The 16,206-nt window shown below is 66.0% G+C and carries 16 protein-coding genes and 1 tRNA gene; 6 read left to right on the top strand and 11 right to left on the bottom strand.

Annotation, left to right across the window (positions count from 1 at the left end; genetic code table 11):
* Positions 1-28: 28 nt before the first annotated feature.
* Positions 29-979: an AEC family transporter gene (locus ACHMWQ_RS00665; RefSeq protein ID WP_396306005.1), complete on the top strand. Its 951-nt coding sequence runs from the start codon at positions 29-31 to the stop codon at positions 977-979.
* On the opposite strand, the gene gluQRS is transcribed toward ACHMWQ_RS00665, so the two are convergent.
* The gene (gluQRS, locus tag ACHMWQ_RS00660) at positions 958-1,830 is read right to left on the bottom strand and encodes a tRNA glutamyl-Q(34) synthetase GluQRS (protein WP_396306004.1); all 873 of its coding nucleotides are present in this window, start codon (positions 1,828-1,830) and stop codon (positions 958-960) included. The genes ACHMWQ_RS00665 and gluQRS overlap by 22 nt on opposite strands.
* 96 nt (positions 1,831-1,926) lie before the next feature.
* Here gluQRS and ACHMWQ_RS00655 point away from each other — a divergent pair, with 96 nt between their 5' ends.
* From ACHMWQ_RS00655 to ACHMWQ_RS00645, 3 genes are all read left to right on the top strand, one after another.
* Positions 1,927-2,580, top strand: a complete 654-nt coding sequence (locus ACHMWQ_RS00655) for an alpha/beta hydrolase (RefSeq protein ID WP_396306003.1) — start codon at positions 1,927-1,929, stop codon at positions 2,578-2,580.
* A 114-nt stretch (positions 2,581-2,694) separates the two neighbouring features.
* A complete protein-coding gene (locus tag ACHMWQ_RS00650; protein WP_266331365.1) occupies positions 2,695-3,252 on the top strand; it encodes an HNH endonuclease in 558 nt (185 codons plus the stop codon).
* 29 nt (positions 3,253-3,281) lie between these two features.
* A complete protein-coding gene (locus ACHMWQ_RS00645) occupies positions 3,282-4,094 on the top strand; it encodes a TrmH family RNA methyltransferase (RefSeq protein WP_396306002.1) in 813 nt (270 codons plus the stop codon).
* Positions 4,095-4,149: 55 nt separating this feature from the next.
* Here the strand turns inward: ACHMWQ_RS00645 and ACHMWQ_RS00640 are convergent, their stop codons facing one another.
* Positions 4,150-4,650 (bottom strand): disulfide bond formation protein B, encoded by a 501-nt coding sequence (locus ACHMWQ_RS00640; RefSeq protein WP_396306001.1) that lies wholly within the window; start codon positions 4,648-4,650, stop codon positions 4,150-4,152.
* 204 nt (positions 4,651-4,854) lie between these two features.
* On the opposite strand from ACHMWQ_RS00640, the gene ACHMWQ_RS00635 reads away from it, so the two are divergent.
* Positions 4,855-4,939, top strand: a tRNA-Leu gene (locus ACHMWQ_RS00635).
* A 356-nt stretch (positions 4,940-5,295) separates the two neighbouring features.
* Here ACHMWQ_RS00635 and ACHMWQ_RS00630 read toward each other — a convergent pair.
* The 3 genes from ACHMWQ_RS00630 to ACHMWQ_RS00620 form a co-directional block, all read right to left on the bottom strand.
* On the bottom strand, positions 5,296-5,652 hold the full coding sequence (locus ACHMWQ_RS00630) for a DUF779 domain-containing protein (RefSeq protein WP_396306000.1): 357 nt from the start codon (positions 5,650-5,652) through the stop codon (positions 5,296-5,298).
* A gap of 68 nt (positions 5,653-5,720) precedes the next feature.
* Positions 5,721-7,238 (bottom strand): aldehyde dehydrogenase, encoded by a 1,518-nt coding sequence (gene adh / locus ACHMWQ_RS00625; RefSeq protein ID WP_396305999.1) that lies wholly within the window; start codon positions 7,236-7,238, stop codon positions 5,721-5,723.
* 134 nt (positions 7,239-7,372) lie between these two features.
* Entirely contained in the window at positions 7,373-8,338 is a 966-nt protein-coding gene (locus ACHMWQ_RS00620; protein WP_396305998.1) for a GAF domain-containing protein, read from the bottom strand.
* 349 nt (positions 8,339-8,687) lie between these two features.
* Between ACHMWQ_RS00620 and ACHMWQ_RS00615 the strand changes: the two genes are divergently transcribed.
* Positions 8,688-9,419 (top strand): L,D-transpeptidase, encoded by a 732-nt coding sequence (locus tag ACHMWQ_RS00615; RefSeq protein ID WP_396305997.1) that lies wholly within the window; start codon positions 8,688-8,690, stop codon positions 9,417-9,419.
* A 19-nt stretch (positions 9,420-9,438) separates the two neighbouring features.
* Here ACHMWQ_RS00615 and ACHMWQ_RS00610 read toward each other — a convergent pair whose 3' ends face one another.
* From ACHMWQ_RS00610 to ACHMWQ_RS00585, 6 genes are all read right to left on the bottom strand, one after another.
* Positions 9,439-9,720: a hypothetical protein gene (locus ACHMWQ_RS00610; protein ID WP_354553670.1), complete on the bottom strand. Its 282-nt coding sequence runs from the start codon at positions 9,718-9,720 to the stop codon at positions 9,439-9,441.
* A gap of 215 nt (positions 9,721-9,935) precedes the next feature.
* Positions 9,936-11,873, bottom strand: coding sequence for a glycoside hydrolase family 127 protein (locus tag ACHMWQ_RS00605; protein ID WP_396305996.1), 1,938 nt, complete (start codon positions 11,871-11,873; stop codon positions 9,936-9,938).
* Positions 11,874-11,914: 41 nt separating this feature from the next.
* Positions 11,915-12,775, bottom strand: a complete 861-nt coding sequence (locus ACHMWQ_RS00600) for a carbohydrate ABC transporter permease (protein ID WP_354554216.1) — start codon at positions 12,773-12,775, stop codon at positions 11,915-11,917.
* Positions 12,776-12,792: 17 nt separating this feature from the next.
* Positions 12,793-13,725, bottom strand: coding sequence for a carbohydrate ABC transporter permease (locus ACHMWQ_RS00595; protein WP_396305995.1), 933 nt, complete (start codon positions 13,723-13,725; stop codon positions 12,793-12,795).
* 71 nt (positions 13,726-13,796) lie between these two features.
* The gene (locus ACHMWQ_RS00590; RefSeq protein WP_396306315.1) at positions 13,797-14,996 is read right to left on the bottom strand and encodes an ABC transporter substrate-binding protein; all 1,200 of its coding nucleotides are present in this window, start codon (positions 14,994-14,996) and stop codon (positions 13,797-13,799) included.
* 108 nt (positions 14,997-15,104) lie between these two features.
* Positions 15,105-16,160 (bottom strand): LacI family DNA-binding transcriptional regulator, encoded by a 1,056-nt coding sequence (locus tag ACHMWQ_RS00585; protein ID WP_396305994.1) that lies wholly within the window; start codon positions 16,158-16,160, stop codon positions 15,105-15,107.
* Between the last annotated feature and the right edge of the window lie 46 nt (positions 16,161-16,206).

The following is a 16,206-nucleotide window of genomic DNA, read 5'->3' as shown; positions in this document are numbered from 1 at the left end:
CCGTGTCTGCCCTGCCGGGGTCAAGCGCATGCTGATCATCGGCCGGCTGGCCGAGATCGCCTTCATCGTGCTGCCGATCGCCGGCCTGATCTTCGTCGGCTATCTCGCCGGCTGGACCAAGCATCTGGGCGACCGCGCCGCCGACGGCCTGTCGGAATATGTCTTCGGCATCGCCGTGCCGGTACTGATCTTCAAGACGCTGTCGGAAGCGAAGATGCCGGAGGGCGGCCAGCCCTGGGGCTACTGGATCGCCTATTTCACCGGCGCCTTCATCGTCTTCGGCATCGGCTTCCTGATCGCGCGGCGGGTGTTCGGCCGGGCGCATGTGGAAGCGGTGATGCAGGGCTTTGCCTCCGGCCAGTCCAATACCGTGTTCGTCGGCGTGCCGGTGATCCTCAACGCCTTCGGCAATGAGGGTGCGGTGCCGCTGTTCCTGCTGATCGCGATCCATCTGCCGGTGATGACGACGGCGGCCACCCTGTTCGCCGAAGGGTCGGAATCCGGCATTTCGCGGGCCACGCTGACGCGGCTGCTGAAGGCGCTGGCGCGCAATCCGATCCTGTTCGGGATCTATGCCGGCGCGATCGGCCAGGTCGCCGGCATCCATGCCACGGGTCCGGCCGGCGAGGTGGTGCGGATGCTGGCCGCTTCCTCCGTCCCCTGCGCGCTGATCTCGATGGGGCTCGCGCTGCGGCGCTACGGCTTTGCCGGCGACATCCACGCGTCGCTGGTCATCAGCTTTTTGAAGCTGATCGTGCATCCGCTGATCGTACTCGCCCTGGTCCAGGTCCTGCCGATGCCGCCGGTCTGGGCCGGCGTCGCCGTCGTGTTCGCCGCCATGCCCTGCGGCGTGAACGCCTATCTGCTCGCCAACCACTACAAGGCCGGCGTCGCCAGCACGGCCAGCGCGGTTTCGCTGTCGACCCTGCTCAGCCTCTTCACGGTGACGATCTGGCTCTATGTGCTGGGCGTGGGCTGAAGCCCGACCCGCGCCCGGATATCGGCCGGCGTCATGCCTGCCTCGCGAAGCTGGCGGAGCCCGGTCGCCCCTTCCGATTTCGAAAGCTTGCGGCCGGCCGCGTCGCGGATCAGGCCGTGATGGCGGTAGCGCGGCTCCGGCAGGCCCAGCAGCGTCTGCAGCAGCCGGTGCACGCTCGTCGCGTGGAAGAGATCTTCGCCGCGCACGACATCGCTGATCCCCTGCAGCGCGTCGTCGACGACGACGGAGAGGTGATAGCTGGTCGGGATCTCCTTGCGCGCGATGACGACGTCGCCCCAGCGCGCGGGATCGGCCGAGATCGCGCCGGTCTCGCCATCCGGGCCATGACCGGTTTCCCGGAAGGCGAGGGGTCCCGTGCGGCTGAGTGCTGCGTCCATATTCAGCCGCCAGGCATAGGGCATGCTGGAGGCAATCTTCGCCGACGCCGCCTCGGCCGGCAGATCCCTATCGAAGCCCGGATAGAGCGGCGCGCCATCGGGATCGCGCGGCCAGTCCGTATCCGCCGTCGCGGCGCGGATTTCGGCCCGGCTCAGGAAGCTCGGATAAACCAGATCCATCGCCTTGAGGCGATCCAGCGCCGCGGCATAGGCATCGAAATGTTCGGATTGCCGCCGCACCGGCTGTTCCCACGCGAGCCCGAGCCAGGCGAGATCCTCGAGGATCGACGCTTCGAACTCCGGCCGGCAGCGCGTCACGTCGATGTCTTCCATCCGGATCAGCAATCGCCCGCCGGCCTCGCGCGCGAGATCGCCGTTGAGCAGGGCGGAGTAGGCGTGGCCGAGATGCAATTCGCCATTGGGGCTCGGGGCGAAGCGGAAGGTGCGGGTCATGGCGGAAATGGGCGGGACGTCGTGCGGGATGGCGAAACAGGGCGGCAACTTGCTAGCATGCGGCAGATTCGTTCGCCTGCCTAACCGGGAATTTCCATGCTCGATGGTCCGCGCCTTGCCCCGCTTTCCGGCGGTCCCGCCAAAAAGCTCGTCGTCCTGCTGCACGGCGTCGGCGCCGACGGGCATGACCTGATCGACATCGGCAAGCATTGGGCGCCCTTGTTTCCCGATGCCTACTTCGTGGCGCCCGACGCGCCCGATCCGTCCGACTGGGGCATGGGGCGGCAGTGGTTCAGGCTTTCCGTGCGGGATGCGCATGAATATTGGCAGGGCGCCTCCGCCGCCGCGCCGAAGCTGGACGAATTTCTCGACGCCGAACTGCAGAGGCTCGGCCTCACCGACGCCGATCTGGCGCTGGTCGGCTTCAGCCAGGGCACGATGATGGCGCTGCAGGTCGGCCCGCGCCGGCCGCGCGAGATGGCCGGCATCGTCGCCTATTCCGGCCGTATCGCCGGCGTCGAGCGGCTGAAGGCCGAGACGAAGAGCCGGCCGCCGATCCTGCTGGTGCATGGCGCGCTGGACGAGGTCATCCCAGTCGCCGCCCTCCAGGAGACGGAAAAGGCGCTGCGCGATGCCGGTTTCGCGGTGGCTTCGATCGAGCGGCCCGCCTTGGGGCACAGCATCGACGAGGCCGGACTTGCCGCAGGGGCCGCCTTCCTGAAACGCATTTTTGCCACAGCCGACGTCTGATCGTCGCGCACGCAAACGTCAACGTTTCATTGGCTTCACAAGGATGACACAGAGCCTATAGACTATTTGGGCAATCTCGAGGTTCGGCACGTCTCAACAGAGGAAGCCCATGTCTTGACGATAGCCGTGTCACCCGGCGCCCACCCGGCCCTTGTGCTCAATGCCGACTACCGGCCTCTGAGCTATTACCCGCTCTCGCTCTGGTCGTGGCAGGATACGATCAAGGCGGTGTTCCTCGATCGCGTCAACATCGTCTCCGAATATGACATCGACATCCGCAGCCCTTCCTTCCGGATGCGGCTGCCCAGCGTCGTCTCGTTGAAGAGCTATGTGACGCCGACGCGAAATCCGGCCTTCACGCGCTTCAACGTGTTCCTGCGCGACCGCTTCCAGTGCCAGTATTGCAGCACGCGCGAGGACCTGACCTTCGACCATGTCATCCCGCGCGCCCATGGCGGCCAGACGACGTGGGAAAATGTCGTCGCCGCTTGCTCGCCCTGCAATCTGCGCAAGGGCAGCCTGACCTCGGCCGATGCGCGCATGTGGCCGCGGCAGAAGCCGTTTCAGCCCAGCGTCTCCGACCTGCACAACAATGGCCGCGCCTTCCCGCCCAACTATCTGCACGACAGCTGGCTCGATTATCTCTACTGGGATACGGAACTGGACCCGTAAGCCCACCCGTCGCAGCCATTGTCCGAGTCTTGCCGCAACTGATCCGCATCACCGATCCCGCCGACCCGCGCATCGCGTCCTATTGCGCCGTACGCGAGCGCGATCTGGTCGGGCGTGACGATAATTTCATCGCCGAGGGCGAGGTGGTGCTGCAGACGCTGGTTCAATCGGAGCGCCACCAGCCGGTCTCGCTGCTGCTCGATGAAAAGCGCGTCGACGGCCTCTCCGCTATCACCGAGCGCCTGGCGGACGAGGTGCCGGTCTATGTCGCGAGCCAGGCGGTGCTCGACGGCATTGTCGGCTTCCACATCCATCGCGGCATTCTCGCGCTCGGCTACCGGGCGCCCGCGCCTGTCCCCGACGCGCTCTTGGCCGGCCTCAAGGGCAGGGCGCTCGTCGTCGTGCTGATGGGCATATCCAACCACGACAATCTCGGCGGCATCTTTCGCAATGCCGCCGCCTTTGGCGCGGACGCAATCCTGCTCGATGCGCAATGCTGCGACCCGTTCTATCGCAAGGCGATCCGGGTCTCGGTCGGCAACACGCTCACCCTGCCGCATGCAAAGCTCTCGCCGGATGACGATGTCGTGGCGTTGCTGGAAACGTATGGCTTCACGGCGGTGTCGCTGAGCCCGAATGGCGAATATCGGCTGGCGGAGCTGAAGCGTCCGCCCCGCGTCGCGGCGTTGCTCGGCACGGAAGGTCCCGGCCTCGACGCCGCCGTGCTCGCCCGCACGCGGACGGTGCGCATCCCGATGGCGCCGGGCGTCGATTCGCTCAATGTCGCGACGACGAGCGGCATCGTCCTGCACCAGCTGACGCAGGCCGCCGGCGACGAGTAGAGCGGGTAGTACCTTCACCTCTCCCTCAGGGAGAGGTGACAGGCGGTAGTCTACCTTATGCCCGCCGCAGGCCGGCGCGGAGCAGGGCGGCGGCGATGATGGCCGAGACGACGGCGTTCCAGCCGGCGAAGGACAGGCCGAGCACGCGCAGCGCCGCCTCGCCGCAGTTCACCACCTTGGTCTTGCCGATCTGCGCCAGAAGGTCGCCGGCATTCCCTGTCGTCGCCAGGCCGCCGCCGCAATCTGCCGGTCCGAGCCAGAACTTCCATTCGACGCCGGCGTGATAGAGGGCGAGGCCGAGCCCGGCGAGGAAGATCAGGCCGGCCAGGACGAGTAGCGCGCGTGCGAACCCCTCGGATTTACGGGCGAGGAGCAGCAGGATCGCGACCAGCAGGACGGGCAGGCCGAGATAATAGGGGATGCGCTGTTCGAGGCAGAGCTTGCAGGGCGCATAGCCGCCGAAGATCTGGAAGCCCCAGGCGCCGAGGATCGCCGCGAGGCCCAATCCGAAGCTGAGGACGGCAAGCGGCAGGCGGCGGGAAGAACTATCGGCCATTCAGGTCTCGCTTTGATCGATGCGGTCTGCTTCTAGCCCGGTGGGATCGAAGCTGTCGACGTCCCGGTATTTCACATCCGCGTGGGGTGGGGATAGCGCCTCGTGGGGGAGGGCCCGACAATTGGGCATAGGCGCGAAAACGCCGTTGCTTCTGGCGCAAGCCTGACTATAGTCGCGCCGTCGCAGGCCACTGGCCAGCGCGTTGCGGGCGTGGTGGAACTGGTAGACGCGCCGGACTCAAAATCCGGTTCCGAAAGGAGTGTCGGTTCGATTCCGACCGCCCGCACCACCTTCAAAATCTCGAGATCTTTCCATAGCTTGAGCATGCCATGAGCGGTGCTTGCAGTTGATTCCGAGCGATTGCGGGATTGAGTACGTCCGGCGCAGTGATCTCGGTCACTGTACGGAACCGGCTTGCGGCCCGTACGTTGCGCCGCCATGGATACAGCCCGGACTACCAAACTCTCCGAAGCGGCGAATCTCGATACCATCCTGCAGAACAAGCTGCGGGAAGGGGCTACGGCGCTGCGACGGTCCGAATCCGTGCTCCAGCGGATCGATCGATTGCTGGAACGATCGCATAGCGAGCAGCTTTAGCGCCCGCCCCGGATCGCCGGGCCGCCCTTGGCCGCTCTCTGACGGGCTTCAATCCTTGGCGGGGATCGCGCAGATGTCGGAGCGGACGAGGAAGCGGCGCTCGCGGCCATTGTCGAGCGAGAACATGCCGCCGCGGCCGTTGACCGCATCGATCGTCAGTTCCGTGTGCTTCCAGACCTCATATTGCGCGGCGCCGATATAGAAGGGCGTCTCGCCGATCGTTCCGAGCAGCACGTCGCGGTCGCCGATCATGAAATCGCCGCGCGGGTAGCACATCGGCGACGAGCCATCGCAGCAGCCGCCGGACTGGTGGAACAGCACCGGGCCGTGGTCGGCGATGATCTCGTCCAGCAGTTGCCGCGCGGCGGGCGTAGCCCTGACGCGGTCTTCCGAAACCTTGTCCATCCGAGCCTCTTTGCGGGAAAAAGGCACCGCGCGGCGGGCCACGCGGTGCCAGTTGGGGAGGAGCCCTATCAGAAGAAGCCGAGCTTCTTCGGCGAGTAGCTGACCAGCATGTTCTTGGTCTGCTGGTAGTGATCGAGCATCATCTTGTGGTTCTCGCGCCCGATGCCGGACTGCTTGTAGCCGCCGAAGGCCGCATGCGCCGGATAGGCGTGGTAGCAATTGGTCCAGACCCGGCCGGCCTGGATCGCCCGGCCGAAGCGGTAGGCGCGGTTGCCGTCGCGCGTCCAGATGCCGGCGCCGAGGCCATAGAGCGTATCGTTGGCGATCGAGAGCGCTTCCTCATCATCCTTGAAGGTCGTGACGGACACGACCGGTCCAAAGATCTCTTCCTGGAAGATGCGCATCTTGTTGTGGCCGCGGAAGACGGTCGGCTTGACGTAATAGCCGCCGGCGAGGTCGCCCGGCAGTTCGTTGCGCTCGCCGCCGATCAGCAGTTCGGCGCCTTCCTTCTTGCCGATGTCGAGATAAGAAAGGATCTTTTCCAGCTGCTCGCTGGAGGCCTGCGCGCCGATCATCGTGGCGGGATCGAGCGGGTCGCCCTGCTGGATCGCCGCGACGCGCTTCAGCGCCTTCTCCATGAAGCGGTCATAGATCTTCTCGTGGATCAGCGCGCGGCTCGGGCACGTGCATACCTCGCCCTGGTTGAGCGCGAACATGACGAAGCCCTCGATCGCCTTGTCGAGGAAATCGTCGTCCTCGGCTGCGACGTCGGCGAAGAAGATGTTGGGCGACTTGCCGCCGAGTTCCAGCGTCACGGGGATCAGGTTCTGCGAGGCATATTGCATAATCAGCCGGCCGGTCGTCGTCTCGCCGGTGAAGGCGATCTTGGCGATGCGCGGGCTGGAGGCGAGCGGCTTGCCGGCCTCGAGGCCGAAGCCGCTGACGACGTTGAGGACGCCCGGCGGCAGGATGCCGTCGATCAGGTCGAGCAGGACCTGGATGGAGGCGGGCGTCTGTTCCGCCGGTTTCAGCACGACGCAATTGCCGGCGGCGAGCGCCGGGGCCAGCTTCCAGACGGCCATCAGGATCGGGAAGTTCCACGGGATGATCTGGCCGACGACGCCGAGCGGCTCGTGGAAATGATAGGCGACCGTGTCGTGGTCGATCTCTGAAATGCCGCCTTCCTGCGCCCGGACGGCGCCGGCGAAATAGCGGAAATGGTCGATGGCGAGCGGCATGTCGGCGGCCGTCGTCTCGCGGATCGGTTTGCCATTGTCCCAGGTCTCGGCCAGCGCCAGCGTCGCGAGGTTTTCTTCCATGACGTCGGCGATGCGGTTCAGCATCAGGGCGCGCTCGGCGGCGCTGGTGCGGCCCCAGGCGTCCTTGGCGGCATGGGCGGCGTCCAGCGCCAGCTCGATGTCGGCGGCTTCGGACCGCGCGATCTCGCACAGGACGCGGCCGTTGACCGGCGATGTGTTGTCGAAATAGCGGCCCGATACGGGGGGTACGCGCTTGCCGCCGATGTAATTGTCGTAGCGGGGTGCGAAGGGCGCCTTGGCGGTGCGAACGAATTCAGGCTTGTTCATGATGACCTCCCTTGGTCGACGCTGAAACCGCGTCATGCAAGGAAGGTTGTCCGTTCGGGCGCGCCTGTCAGCCCGGGTGCTCCGGGTGGCAAGGCGGAACTGTCTCAGCCTTGCGACACTGTGCGGTGCAATACTCAGTGGGAACGCTCGAGCCCCAGCTTGCCGAGCTTGCGGTGCAGGGTGGCGCGCGAGACCCCGAGCTGGCGGGCCGCCGCCGTCACATTGCCGCCGGAGCGCAGTAGCGCCCGCTCCAGGATGATCCGTTCGGCATGCCGCAAGCCGTCGTCGAAGCGGGTTTCGTCGCCGAGATCGCCAAGCGGCAAGGGCTGGCCGATCAGCGCCTCGCGATGGCGATAGGCATGGCGGGCGGCGCGCGTGGCGCCGATGACGATATCGTCCCTGTCGACTGCGAGCAGCGCGCTCGGCGACCACTCGGCCGTCGGCGCGACGAGGATGCGGGCGTCGGGAAAAGCCAGGCGGAAATTCTCGGCCTCGATCCGGCGCGTCGCTTCGCCGACGGCGATGGCGACGAGGTTGACGAGCTCCTCGGTCAGGTCGGTGCGGCAGGAGGAAACGTCGAGCGCGGCGGCGAGGCGGCCCTCATGATCGAAGATCGGCGCCGTCGTGCAGGAAAGCGCCGTGTTGCGGGTGTAGAAATGCTGGTTGCGATGGATGGTCAGGGCCCGTTGTTCGACGAGGCAGGTGCCGATGCCGTTGGTGCCCTCGCTCTCCTCGCTCCAGACGCAGCCCGTCCAGAGGCCCCAGTCCTCGAAGGTGTCGGCGTCCGCGTCGGCGCCGCGGCGCTCCACCGGGATGCCGTCGGCATCGGCGAGCAGGACGCAGCAGCCCATGCCGCCCACGGCAAGATAGAGCCGGTCGAGGCTCGCCTGCGCCGCGCGGAGCAGCGGCTCCATGCGCTGGCGCGCGACCGTCAGCTCCTGGTCGCTAAGGCGGGACGGTTGCCGTCGCTCGGCCGGGTCGAGCTGATGCAGCCGGGCCGAACGCTGCCACGAGGCGACCAGCGCCGACGTCGCCGCCTCGCCCGATCGGATGGCCAGCTGAATCCTGTCGGCATGCTGTGCGATTTCCGGCTTCGACATCGCCTCCTCCCAGATGGCTTCCGCTTCAGCGTCGCTTGCTATGTCGTCCTATTTGAGGCGGCCCGTCCTCCGCGACCGATGGATCGCCGGGCTGTTTCTATGGACGCGAGAACAGCTATAGCGATCCCGCACGGCCGCGCACAGCCTGGACGTCGGCGCGTGCGATATCTTAATTGTGCAACCATGGGGAAGTATGTGTCAATTGCGCCACATCCGTCCCGCATAGCTGCCCTGCGGCGCGACGGGGGCCGTTAACCCTATTCCCGGCGCATTTGAGCCGGTAGGAGACGCCCCAAGACCCGCTGCTGCCAGCTGGGTCATCCTTTTTCCATCCAAGGTTTCCGTTCCCGTGTCTACCGTTCTATCGCGCCGGTCGTTCCTGACCGGCTTGTCCCTTGCCGGTGTGTCGGCGCTCGCCGCCTGCGCGCAGGTTCCCAAGGAACTGGGTGCCGAGCCCAGTCTCGCACCGCTTGCCCCGGGGCTGCAGCCCCAGCCCGCCGTGGCCGAGCCGGTCGCCGTTGTCGAGCCCGCGGCGAACGCCAGCGACTATGCGCGGATGTACGCGGCCGTGACGGATGGCGACTTCAAGCTGCCGGCCATTCGCCACGAGGCCGTGGATGCCAAATATCTGCGCCAGCTGGTCGATGACCCCACCGGCGAGGCGCCGGGCACGCTGGTGGTCAATACCAAGGAGAAGCACCTCTATCTGGTGCTGAAGGACGGCAAGGCGATGCGCTATGGCGTCGGGCTTGGCCGCCAGGGCTACTCCTGGAAGGGCCGCGCGGTCGTGCAGTGGAAGCGGAAATGGCCGACCTGGACGCCGCCTTCGGCCATGATCGGCCGCAAGCCGGAGCTGGAGAAGTGGCGCACCGGCATGCCGCCCGGGCTGCAGAACCCGCTCGGCGCCCGCGCCCTCTACATCTACAAGGACGGCGCTGATACGCTCTATCGCATCCATGGCTCGCCGGAATGGCGCACGATCGGCAAGTCGGCGTCTTCGGGCTGCGTGCGGATGTTCAACCAGGACGTCATCGATCTCTACGACCGGGTGCCGTCGAAGACCACGCTGGTCGTGATCTGACGCCGGGCGCCTCCGCGCCCTAGCGCTTGCAGTCGGTGGCGAGCAGGAAGTTCTTCACCGACACGTCGCCCTTGAACACGAAGTCGAAGGCGCGTGGGCCCCAGAACACGACGTCCTTGGCCAGGCGCTTGGTGTAATCGCTGTCCTTGCCGATGCGGCTGAGCTCGATCGGGCCATGCGTCGCGCTGGTGCCGTCATCCAGCACGAGCGGGCGTTCGCAGGTCGTGAAGCTGAGCTGCACCAGCAGGATCACGACGCCGATCACGCAGTAGAATATGGCCAGGCGGATAAGAAAGAACACGCGGATCATCCCTGTGCGACGCAAAGTTGGCCGAGCATAGAGAACTGTGCCCGCTGCGCCAGAGCCGGTGACGCTTGTCCCGCTAGAACGGCAGGAGGCCATCCTCCGTTCCACGCAAGGGGAGTTCGCGGTGGCGGCGGAGGGGGCCTGACATAAAAAGGCGCCGCGACCCGAGGGTGGCGGCGCCCATTGTCGATCAGCCGGAGTTGCGCGGCCTAGCCGCCGCGCAGCCAGACCAGCATTTCGCCCGGCTCGCGATTGTCCCAGGCATAGTAGGGCACGGCCTTGATCGGTACGGTCTCGGTCGCCGGCGGGGCCGTGCGGTAGAGATCGCCATTCCAGTCGCCCGTGGCATCTGCTTCCGCCTCGGCCGCCAGCGTCACGACGCCTTCGAGCAGGCCCGGCTCGAAATTGGCCGTGAAGCTCGATGCGGCGGGAACGCGGATGCGGTTCAGCGACAGCGGGTTGTCGATGCCCTCCAGGCAATAGACCAGCGGCCCGCGCTTCAGCGTGACGCGGCCGACGTCCTGGCGGACTTCCGGATGGGCATGCAGTTGCTCTACGGTGAGGTCGAGATCGAGCTGGACGGCGTCGCCGGCCTTCCACTCGCGCTCGATCCGCGCATAGCCGTCCTCGGTCACACCCTTCAGATCGATTGGCGCGCCATTGACCGAAAGCGTCGCCTTGCGGCACCAGGCCGGGATGCGAAGGTTGAGTGCGAAGCGGGTCGGCTTGTCGACATCGACGGTGATGCCGATCGCGCCGTCCCAGGGATAGCGGGTGTTCTGGGTCAGCTTGACCTCGCCGCTGCCGATGTCGAGCGTTGCGGTCGAGTCGCAATAGAGGTGGACGGCGACTTCGCCCTCGGCCTGGCCGTACATGTAGGTGCCGATCGACGCGACCATGCGGCCGATATTCGGCGGGCAGCACGGGCAGCGGTGCCATTTCCAGCGATTGTGGCCGCCGCGGCTTTCGAGCGGGTTTTCGTAGAAGAACAGCGAACCGTCGAGCGACAGGCCGGAGATCGAGCCGTTATAGAGCGCCAGTTCCATGGCGTCGGCATAGCGCGTGTTCGGACCCATGCCGAGCATGCGGTTGGCCCAGAAGGCGAGGCCCACAGCGGCGCAGGTCTCGGCATAGGCCGTCTCGTTCGGCAGGTCGTAGTCCGAGGTGAAGCCCTCATTATCGGCCGACGGGCCGAGGCCGCCGGTGACGTAGAGCCGCTTGGAGTTCAAATCGTCCCAGAGCCGGTCGAGCGCCTTGCGCAGGTCGTCGTCGCCATATTCCGTCGCGACGTCGGCCATGCCGGCATAGAGATACATGGCACGGACGGCGTGGCCGACGACCTTGTCCTGCTCGCGTACCGGCTTGTGCGCCTGGTTGTACTCGTAGTTCTTGAAGTGATACTCGGACGGATCGGCGCCCCGCGCCTTCGCCTCTTCGTCGAAATAGTGCGGCTGCTGGCCGCGTTGGTCGACCATGTACTTGGCGAGATCCATGTATTTGTGATTGCCGGTGACGCGGGCAAGCTTGACCAGGGCCAGCTCCAGCTCCTCATGGCCGCAATAGCCCTTCCGCTGGCCGGGATTGGGGCCGAACACGGTGCCGATATGGTCGGCATAGCGCGACATCACGTCGAGCAGCTTGCGCTTGCCAGTCGCCTGGTAGTAGGCGACGGCGCCCTCGATCAGATGGCCGGCGCAATAGAGTTCGTGGCAGTCGCGCAGATTGGTCCAGCGCTTGCCGGGCTCCATGCGCTGGTACCAGCTCGACAGGTAGCCATCTTCCTGCTGCAGCTTCTCGAACATGTCGATGACCGCGTCGATCTTGGCTTCGAGCGCCGGATTGGGCTTGCGATAGACGCAATAGGCCGCCGTCTCGATCGTCTTGCCGAGATCGGAATCCCAGAACATCTGCATCGTAACCGTGCCGTTCGGGTGGAACGGGATGCGCAGCGCCGGCACGGGCCGGTCCGGGTCGATCTGGTCGAGCATGCCGGCCTCGACGCAGCGCTGGTAGAGGATGTCGGCGGTCTTGTCGGCGACGGCGTCGACGCGCGCGCCCCAGAAGCCGCGGACTTCAACCTGGGGAACTGCGGGCGGACGAAAACGGGCGCGCGGCACGTCGTGGGCGGCGGATGGCAGGGCACTCATGGAAGACTCCTGTTCTTTGGAAGCTTGGGTCGGGGGGAGGGCTACTTCACCGCGCCGGCCGTCAGGCCGCGGATGTAGTAGCGCTGCAGCAGCAGGAAGAGGATCAGGCAGGGGATCATCATCACGGTGACGCCCGCCTGCACGGCGCCCCAGTCGACGGCGCCGAAGCGGCCGGACTGCACGGCGGTCATCATGATCGGCAGGGTGAACTTGCCCTGGTCGGTCATCAGCACGAGGGCGGCGAGGAACTCGTTCCAGGTGTTGAGGAAGGCGAAGAGCCCCACCGTCACCACGCCCGGCCAGACCAGCGGCAGCATCACCTTGGTCAGCAGCGCGAAATTGGTGGCGCCGTCGATGCGGGCGGCTTCCTCGATCTCCTTCGGCACCGCGTCGAAGGCGTTGCGCATCATGAAGATCGAGAACGGCATCTGCAGCGTCACATAGACGAGGATCAGCCCGGTCAGCGTGTTCTGCAGCCCGAGCCAGGAGAGGATCAGGAAGATCGGCGTCAGGATCGACTGGAACGGGATCATGATCGTCGACAGGATCAGGATGAAGAACAGGTTCTTGAACGGGAAGCGGAAGCGCGAGAAGCCATAGCCGGCGAGCAGGCTGATCACCGCCGTCAGCACGACGCTGGAGCCGGCGACGAAGATGCTGTTCTGGGCCGAGTGCCAGAGCCCGGCGCCGAAGCTGTCGAGCGTCACATAGTTCTCGAGCGAGAAGCCGGTGGTCGGCCACGGCGGGATCGGCGGCAGCCGCGCCTCGGCAGGCGGCTTGAAGGTGGAGAGGATCGCCCAGGCGATCGGCGCGATGAACAGGATCGACAGGAACAGGCCGATGCCGTGCTCGCCGACGAGGCGGGCGGAAAAGCCGCCCTGGCCGTGCTTGGTCTTCGCCATGGAGGATGCCTTGGCCATCATGTGCCCTCCGGGTTACGCAGCAGCCGGAGCTGGATCAGGCTCAGCACGACGAGGATGACCAGCAGCACCATGGACAGCGCCGCGCCGTAGCCGAGTTTGAACGAGACGAAGGACTGGTTGAAAATCCAGTACACCGCCGTGATCGTCGAATTGCGCGGGCCGCCGCGCAGCAGGATGTAGAACTGGTCGAAGGCGAGGATCGAACCGGCGACCGAAAGGATCAGCGCCAGCGCGACGGTCCGGCGCATCAGCGGCAGGGTGATGGCGCGGAAGCGCTGCCAGGCATTGGCGCCGTCGATCTTGGCGGCTTCCTGCAACTCGGTCGGGATCGACTGCAGCCCGGTCATCAGGATAACCATGGTGAAGCCCGCCACCTTCCACACCACCATGACGATGATCGACCAGAAGGCCGGGTTGAAGGTGGCGATCAGGTTGAACTTCTTTTCCGTCAGGCCGAGCATCTGCGCCGCCGGGCTGAAGAGCCCGCTATCGACATTAAGCAGCCAGGCCCAGAGCAGGCTTGCCGAGGCGAAGCCGACGACGACGGGCATGAAGAAGGCCGTGCGATAGACGCTCGCCATCGGCCGCGGCTTCTCGACGAAGAGCGCCAGCGGGAAAGCGACGGCGAAGATCGCGATGGTGACGATCACCGTGTAGTAGAGCGTGAACTTGAGGGCGTTCCAGAAGCGGACGTCCTTGGTGATGGCGACGTAATTGTCGAGGCCGATGAAGCGGTGCTGGCCCATCAGCGGCCAGTTGTGCAGCGACATCCAGGCGGTCATGCCGAGCGGGATCACGAAGAACACCGTCACCAGGAGGATGGCCGGGGCGATGTAGAGCAGTCCGACCCAGTGGCTGCGGTCGACTTTCGCGCGTCGGCGGACAGGCTGGGAGGACATGGCGCCCGCCTTGGCCGTGATCGAGGACATGGGTATTTCCTTCGCGAGCGAGGCTGGCGGACGGCGGAGGCGCAGCTGGCGCCCCCGCCGATCGAGTGGCCTTACTGACCGGTGCCGGCGTCGATGATGCCCTGCATCGTTTCCTGCGCATTGGCGATCGCGCCGTCGACGTCGTCGCCGAAGAACACCTCGTTGATCATCTGCGCCCAGGGGCCGTTGGCGCTGTTGATGATGTCGTTGAAGACGACGCTGTACGGGGTGCGGCCCTTGGCCATCGCTTCCGCCGCGATCTGGTAGCGCGGGTCGAGATCCTTCAGCGCTTCCTTGGCGAGGTCGCCGCGGACGGGAAGGCTGCCGCGGCTGGCGAGCAGCGTCTGGCCCTCGAGCGAATAGGCGTAATCGAGGAATTCCTTCAGCACGGCCAGCTTCGGCGTGCCCTTGGTGACGACGAAATTGTCACCGCCCGCGAAGGAGGACGAGCCGCCATCCTTGCCAGGCAGGAAGGTCACGCCGTAGTCGATGTCCTTGTACTGGGTGTTGAGCGCGCCGATGGCGAAGGCGCCGGACGGGGCGATGCCGATATTGCCGGCGGCGAAGGCGGCGAAGAAGTTGGCGCCGCTATCGGTCTTGGCGCCTTCCGGAACCAGGCCCTTCTCGACCATGCCGCGATAGAGCGCGATGGCGTCGCGCATCTGCGGCGTGTCGAGCGTCGCCTTGGAGCCGTCCTCGCTGAGGATGTCGCCGCCCGAGGCCCAGATCAGCGGCGTGAAGGTGAAGATGTTGCAGCCGCCGCAGGCGCCGGAGAAGTAGAAGCCCTTGATGTCGCCGCCGAGCCCGGCGACCTTTTCAGCATCCGCCGCGATCTCGGCGAAGTTGGTCGGTCCCTTTTCGGGATCCAGGCCCGCCTGCTTGAACAGCTTCTTGTTCCAGATCAGCACGGAGCTGTCGGCGGAGAAGGGCAGGCCGTAGATCTTGTCCTTGTAGGTGCCAGTCTTCACATGCGCCGGCGACAATTCCTTGAAATAGGGGAGCGACTTCGCCCAGTCGGTGATGTCCTCGAGCTGGCCGGCGGCCGCGAAGGCCGGCGTGTAGATCAGGTCGAGCGAAAGGCCGTCCGGCGCGGTGCCGCCCGCCGCCGAGGTCGCGTATTTCTGGACCAGCTCGCCATTCGGGATGATGTCGAGCTTGATCTGGTTCTCGTGGCTCTTGTTGAAGGCCTCGACGATCTGCGGCATGAAGTTCGAACCGTCGGCGCGGACCCAGATATTGGCGGTTTCGGCCGCAGAGGCGAGCGCCGTCATCGAAAGCAGCGTGGCTGTCGCGGCCAGCAGGCTTGTCAGTCTTTTCATGGTCTTCCCTCCCTGTATGTCCCCGGTCCAGGCTCCTCCCGAGACCGTGACAGGTAAACCCTAGTCGCCCGGCGGACGACCGCATGACTGACGCACCACCAGGCGGCACGGCAGTTTTCGGATGCCCGGCTCGACGGGCTTTCCGTCGACGAGCGAAAGCAAGGTGAGGCCGGCCTCGCGGCCGAGCGCCGTCAGGTTCATGTCGACGGTGGTGAGCGGCGGGCGCGTGGCGGCAGCGACAATCTCCCAATTGTCGAAGCCGACGACGCCGACATCGTCGGGTACGCGCAGCCCCCGTTCGCGCAGCGCATCGACCACGCCGCGGGCGATCTGGTCATTGCCGCAGAAGACGGCATCCGGCTTCTCGCCGGGGGCGTCGAAGAGTTTGGCCACCGCCTGATGCCCCCAGCCTTCCGACCAGGCCCCCATCAGCACGCGCGGCGGCGCCATGCCCTGTTCGGCCAATACGGCGCGATAAGCGCCGGCGCGCTGGTGCACGACCTCGAAGGTCTCCGGTCCCGTCACATGCACGATGCGTTGGCGGCCCAGCGCGACGAAATGCTCGACGGCGAGCCGGGCGCCGCCGGCATCGTCGGAGACAAAGGCAATCGCATTGGTGTCGGGGTCGGGGTTGGTGAAGGCATAGATCACGGGAATGCCAAGATTGGACAGATCGACCGGCAGGTGGCGGTCGAGCCGCTTGCCCGAGGCGATGATCCCGTCGACGCGCTTTTCCAGCATGGCGTCGACATGCATCTGGCCGAGGCGCGGGTCGTCCTCAACATTGCAGAGAAAGACCGAGACGCCATTGTCGAGCAGTGCTTCGGAAACGCCGGCCATCACCGGCAGCGAGAAGCGGCCATAGGTGTCGTTGGTGAGCAGGCCGACGGTGAAGCTGCGCCGGCGGAGCAGGCTCTGGGCGAGACCGTTCGGGCGGAAGCCGAGCTGCAGCGCCACGCTGCGGATGCGGGTCCGCGTCTCGACGGTCATGCGGCCCTGGTCGTTGAGCGCCTTCGAGGCGGTGGCGACGCTGACGCCAGCCGTCTCGGCGACGTCGCGCAACGTCACAGGCCGCCTGCGGGCGGGCTGAAACACGTTGTCGCTGCCGTCGCTCATGCCGTTGTTTCCTGACCCCGGCCGTCCGTTCGAGCGGCGGCCTGTT

It is taken from the genome of Kaistia sp. UC242_56 (assembly GCF_044452255.1).
GTDB lineage: Bacteria > Pseudomonadota > Alphaproteobacteria > Rhizobiales > Kaistiaceae > Kaistia > Kaistia defluvii_A.
This window is presented reverse-complemented; position numbering and strand designations above follow the sequence as displayed.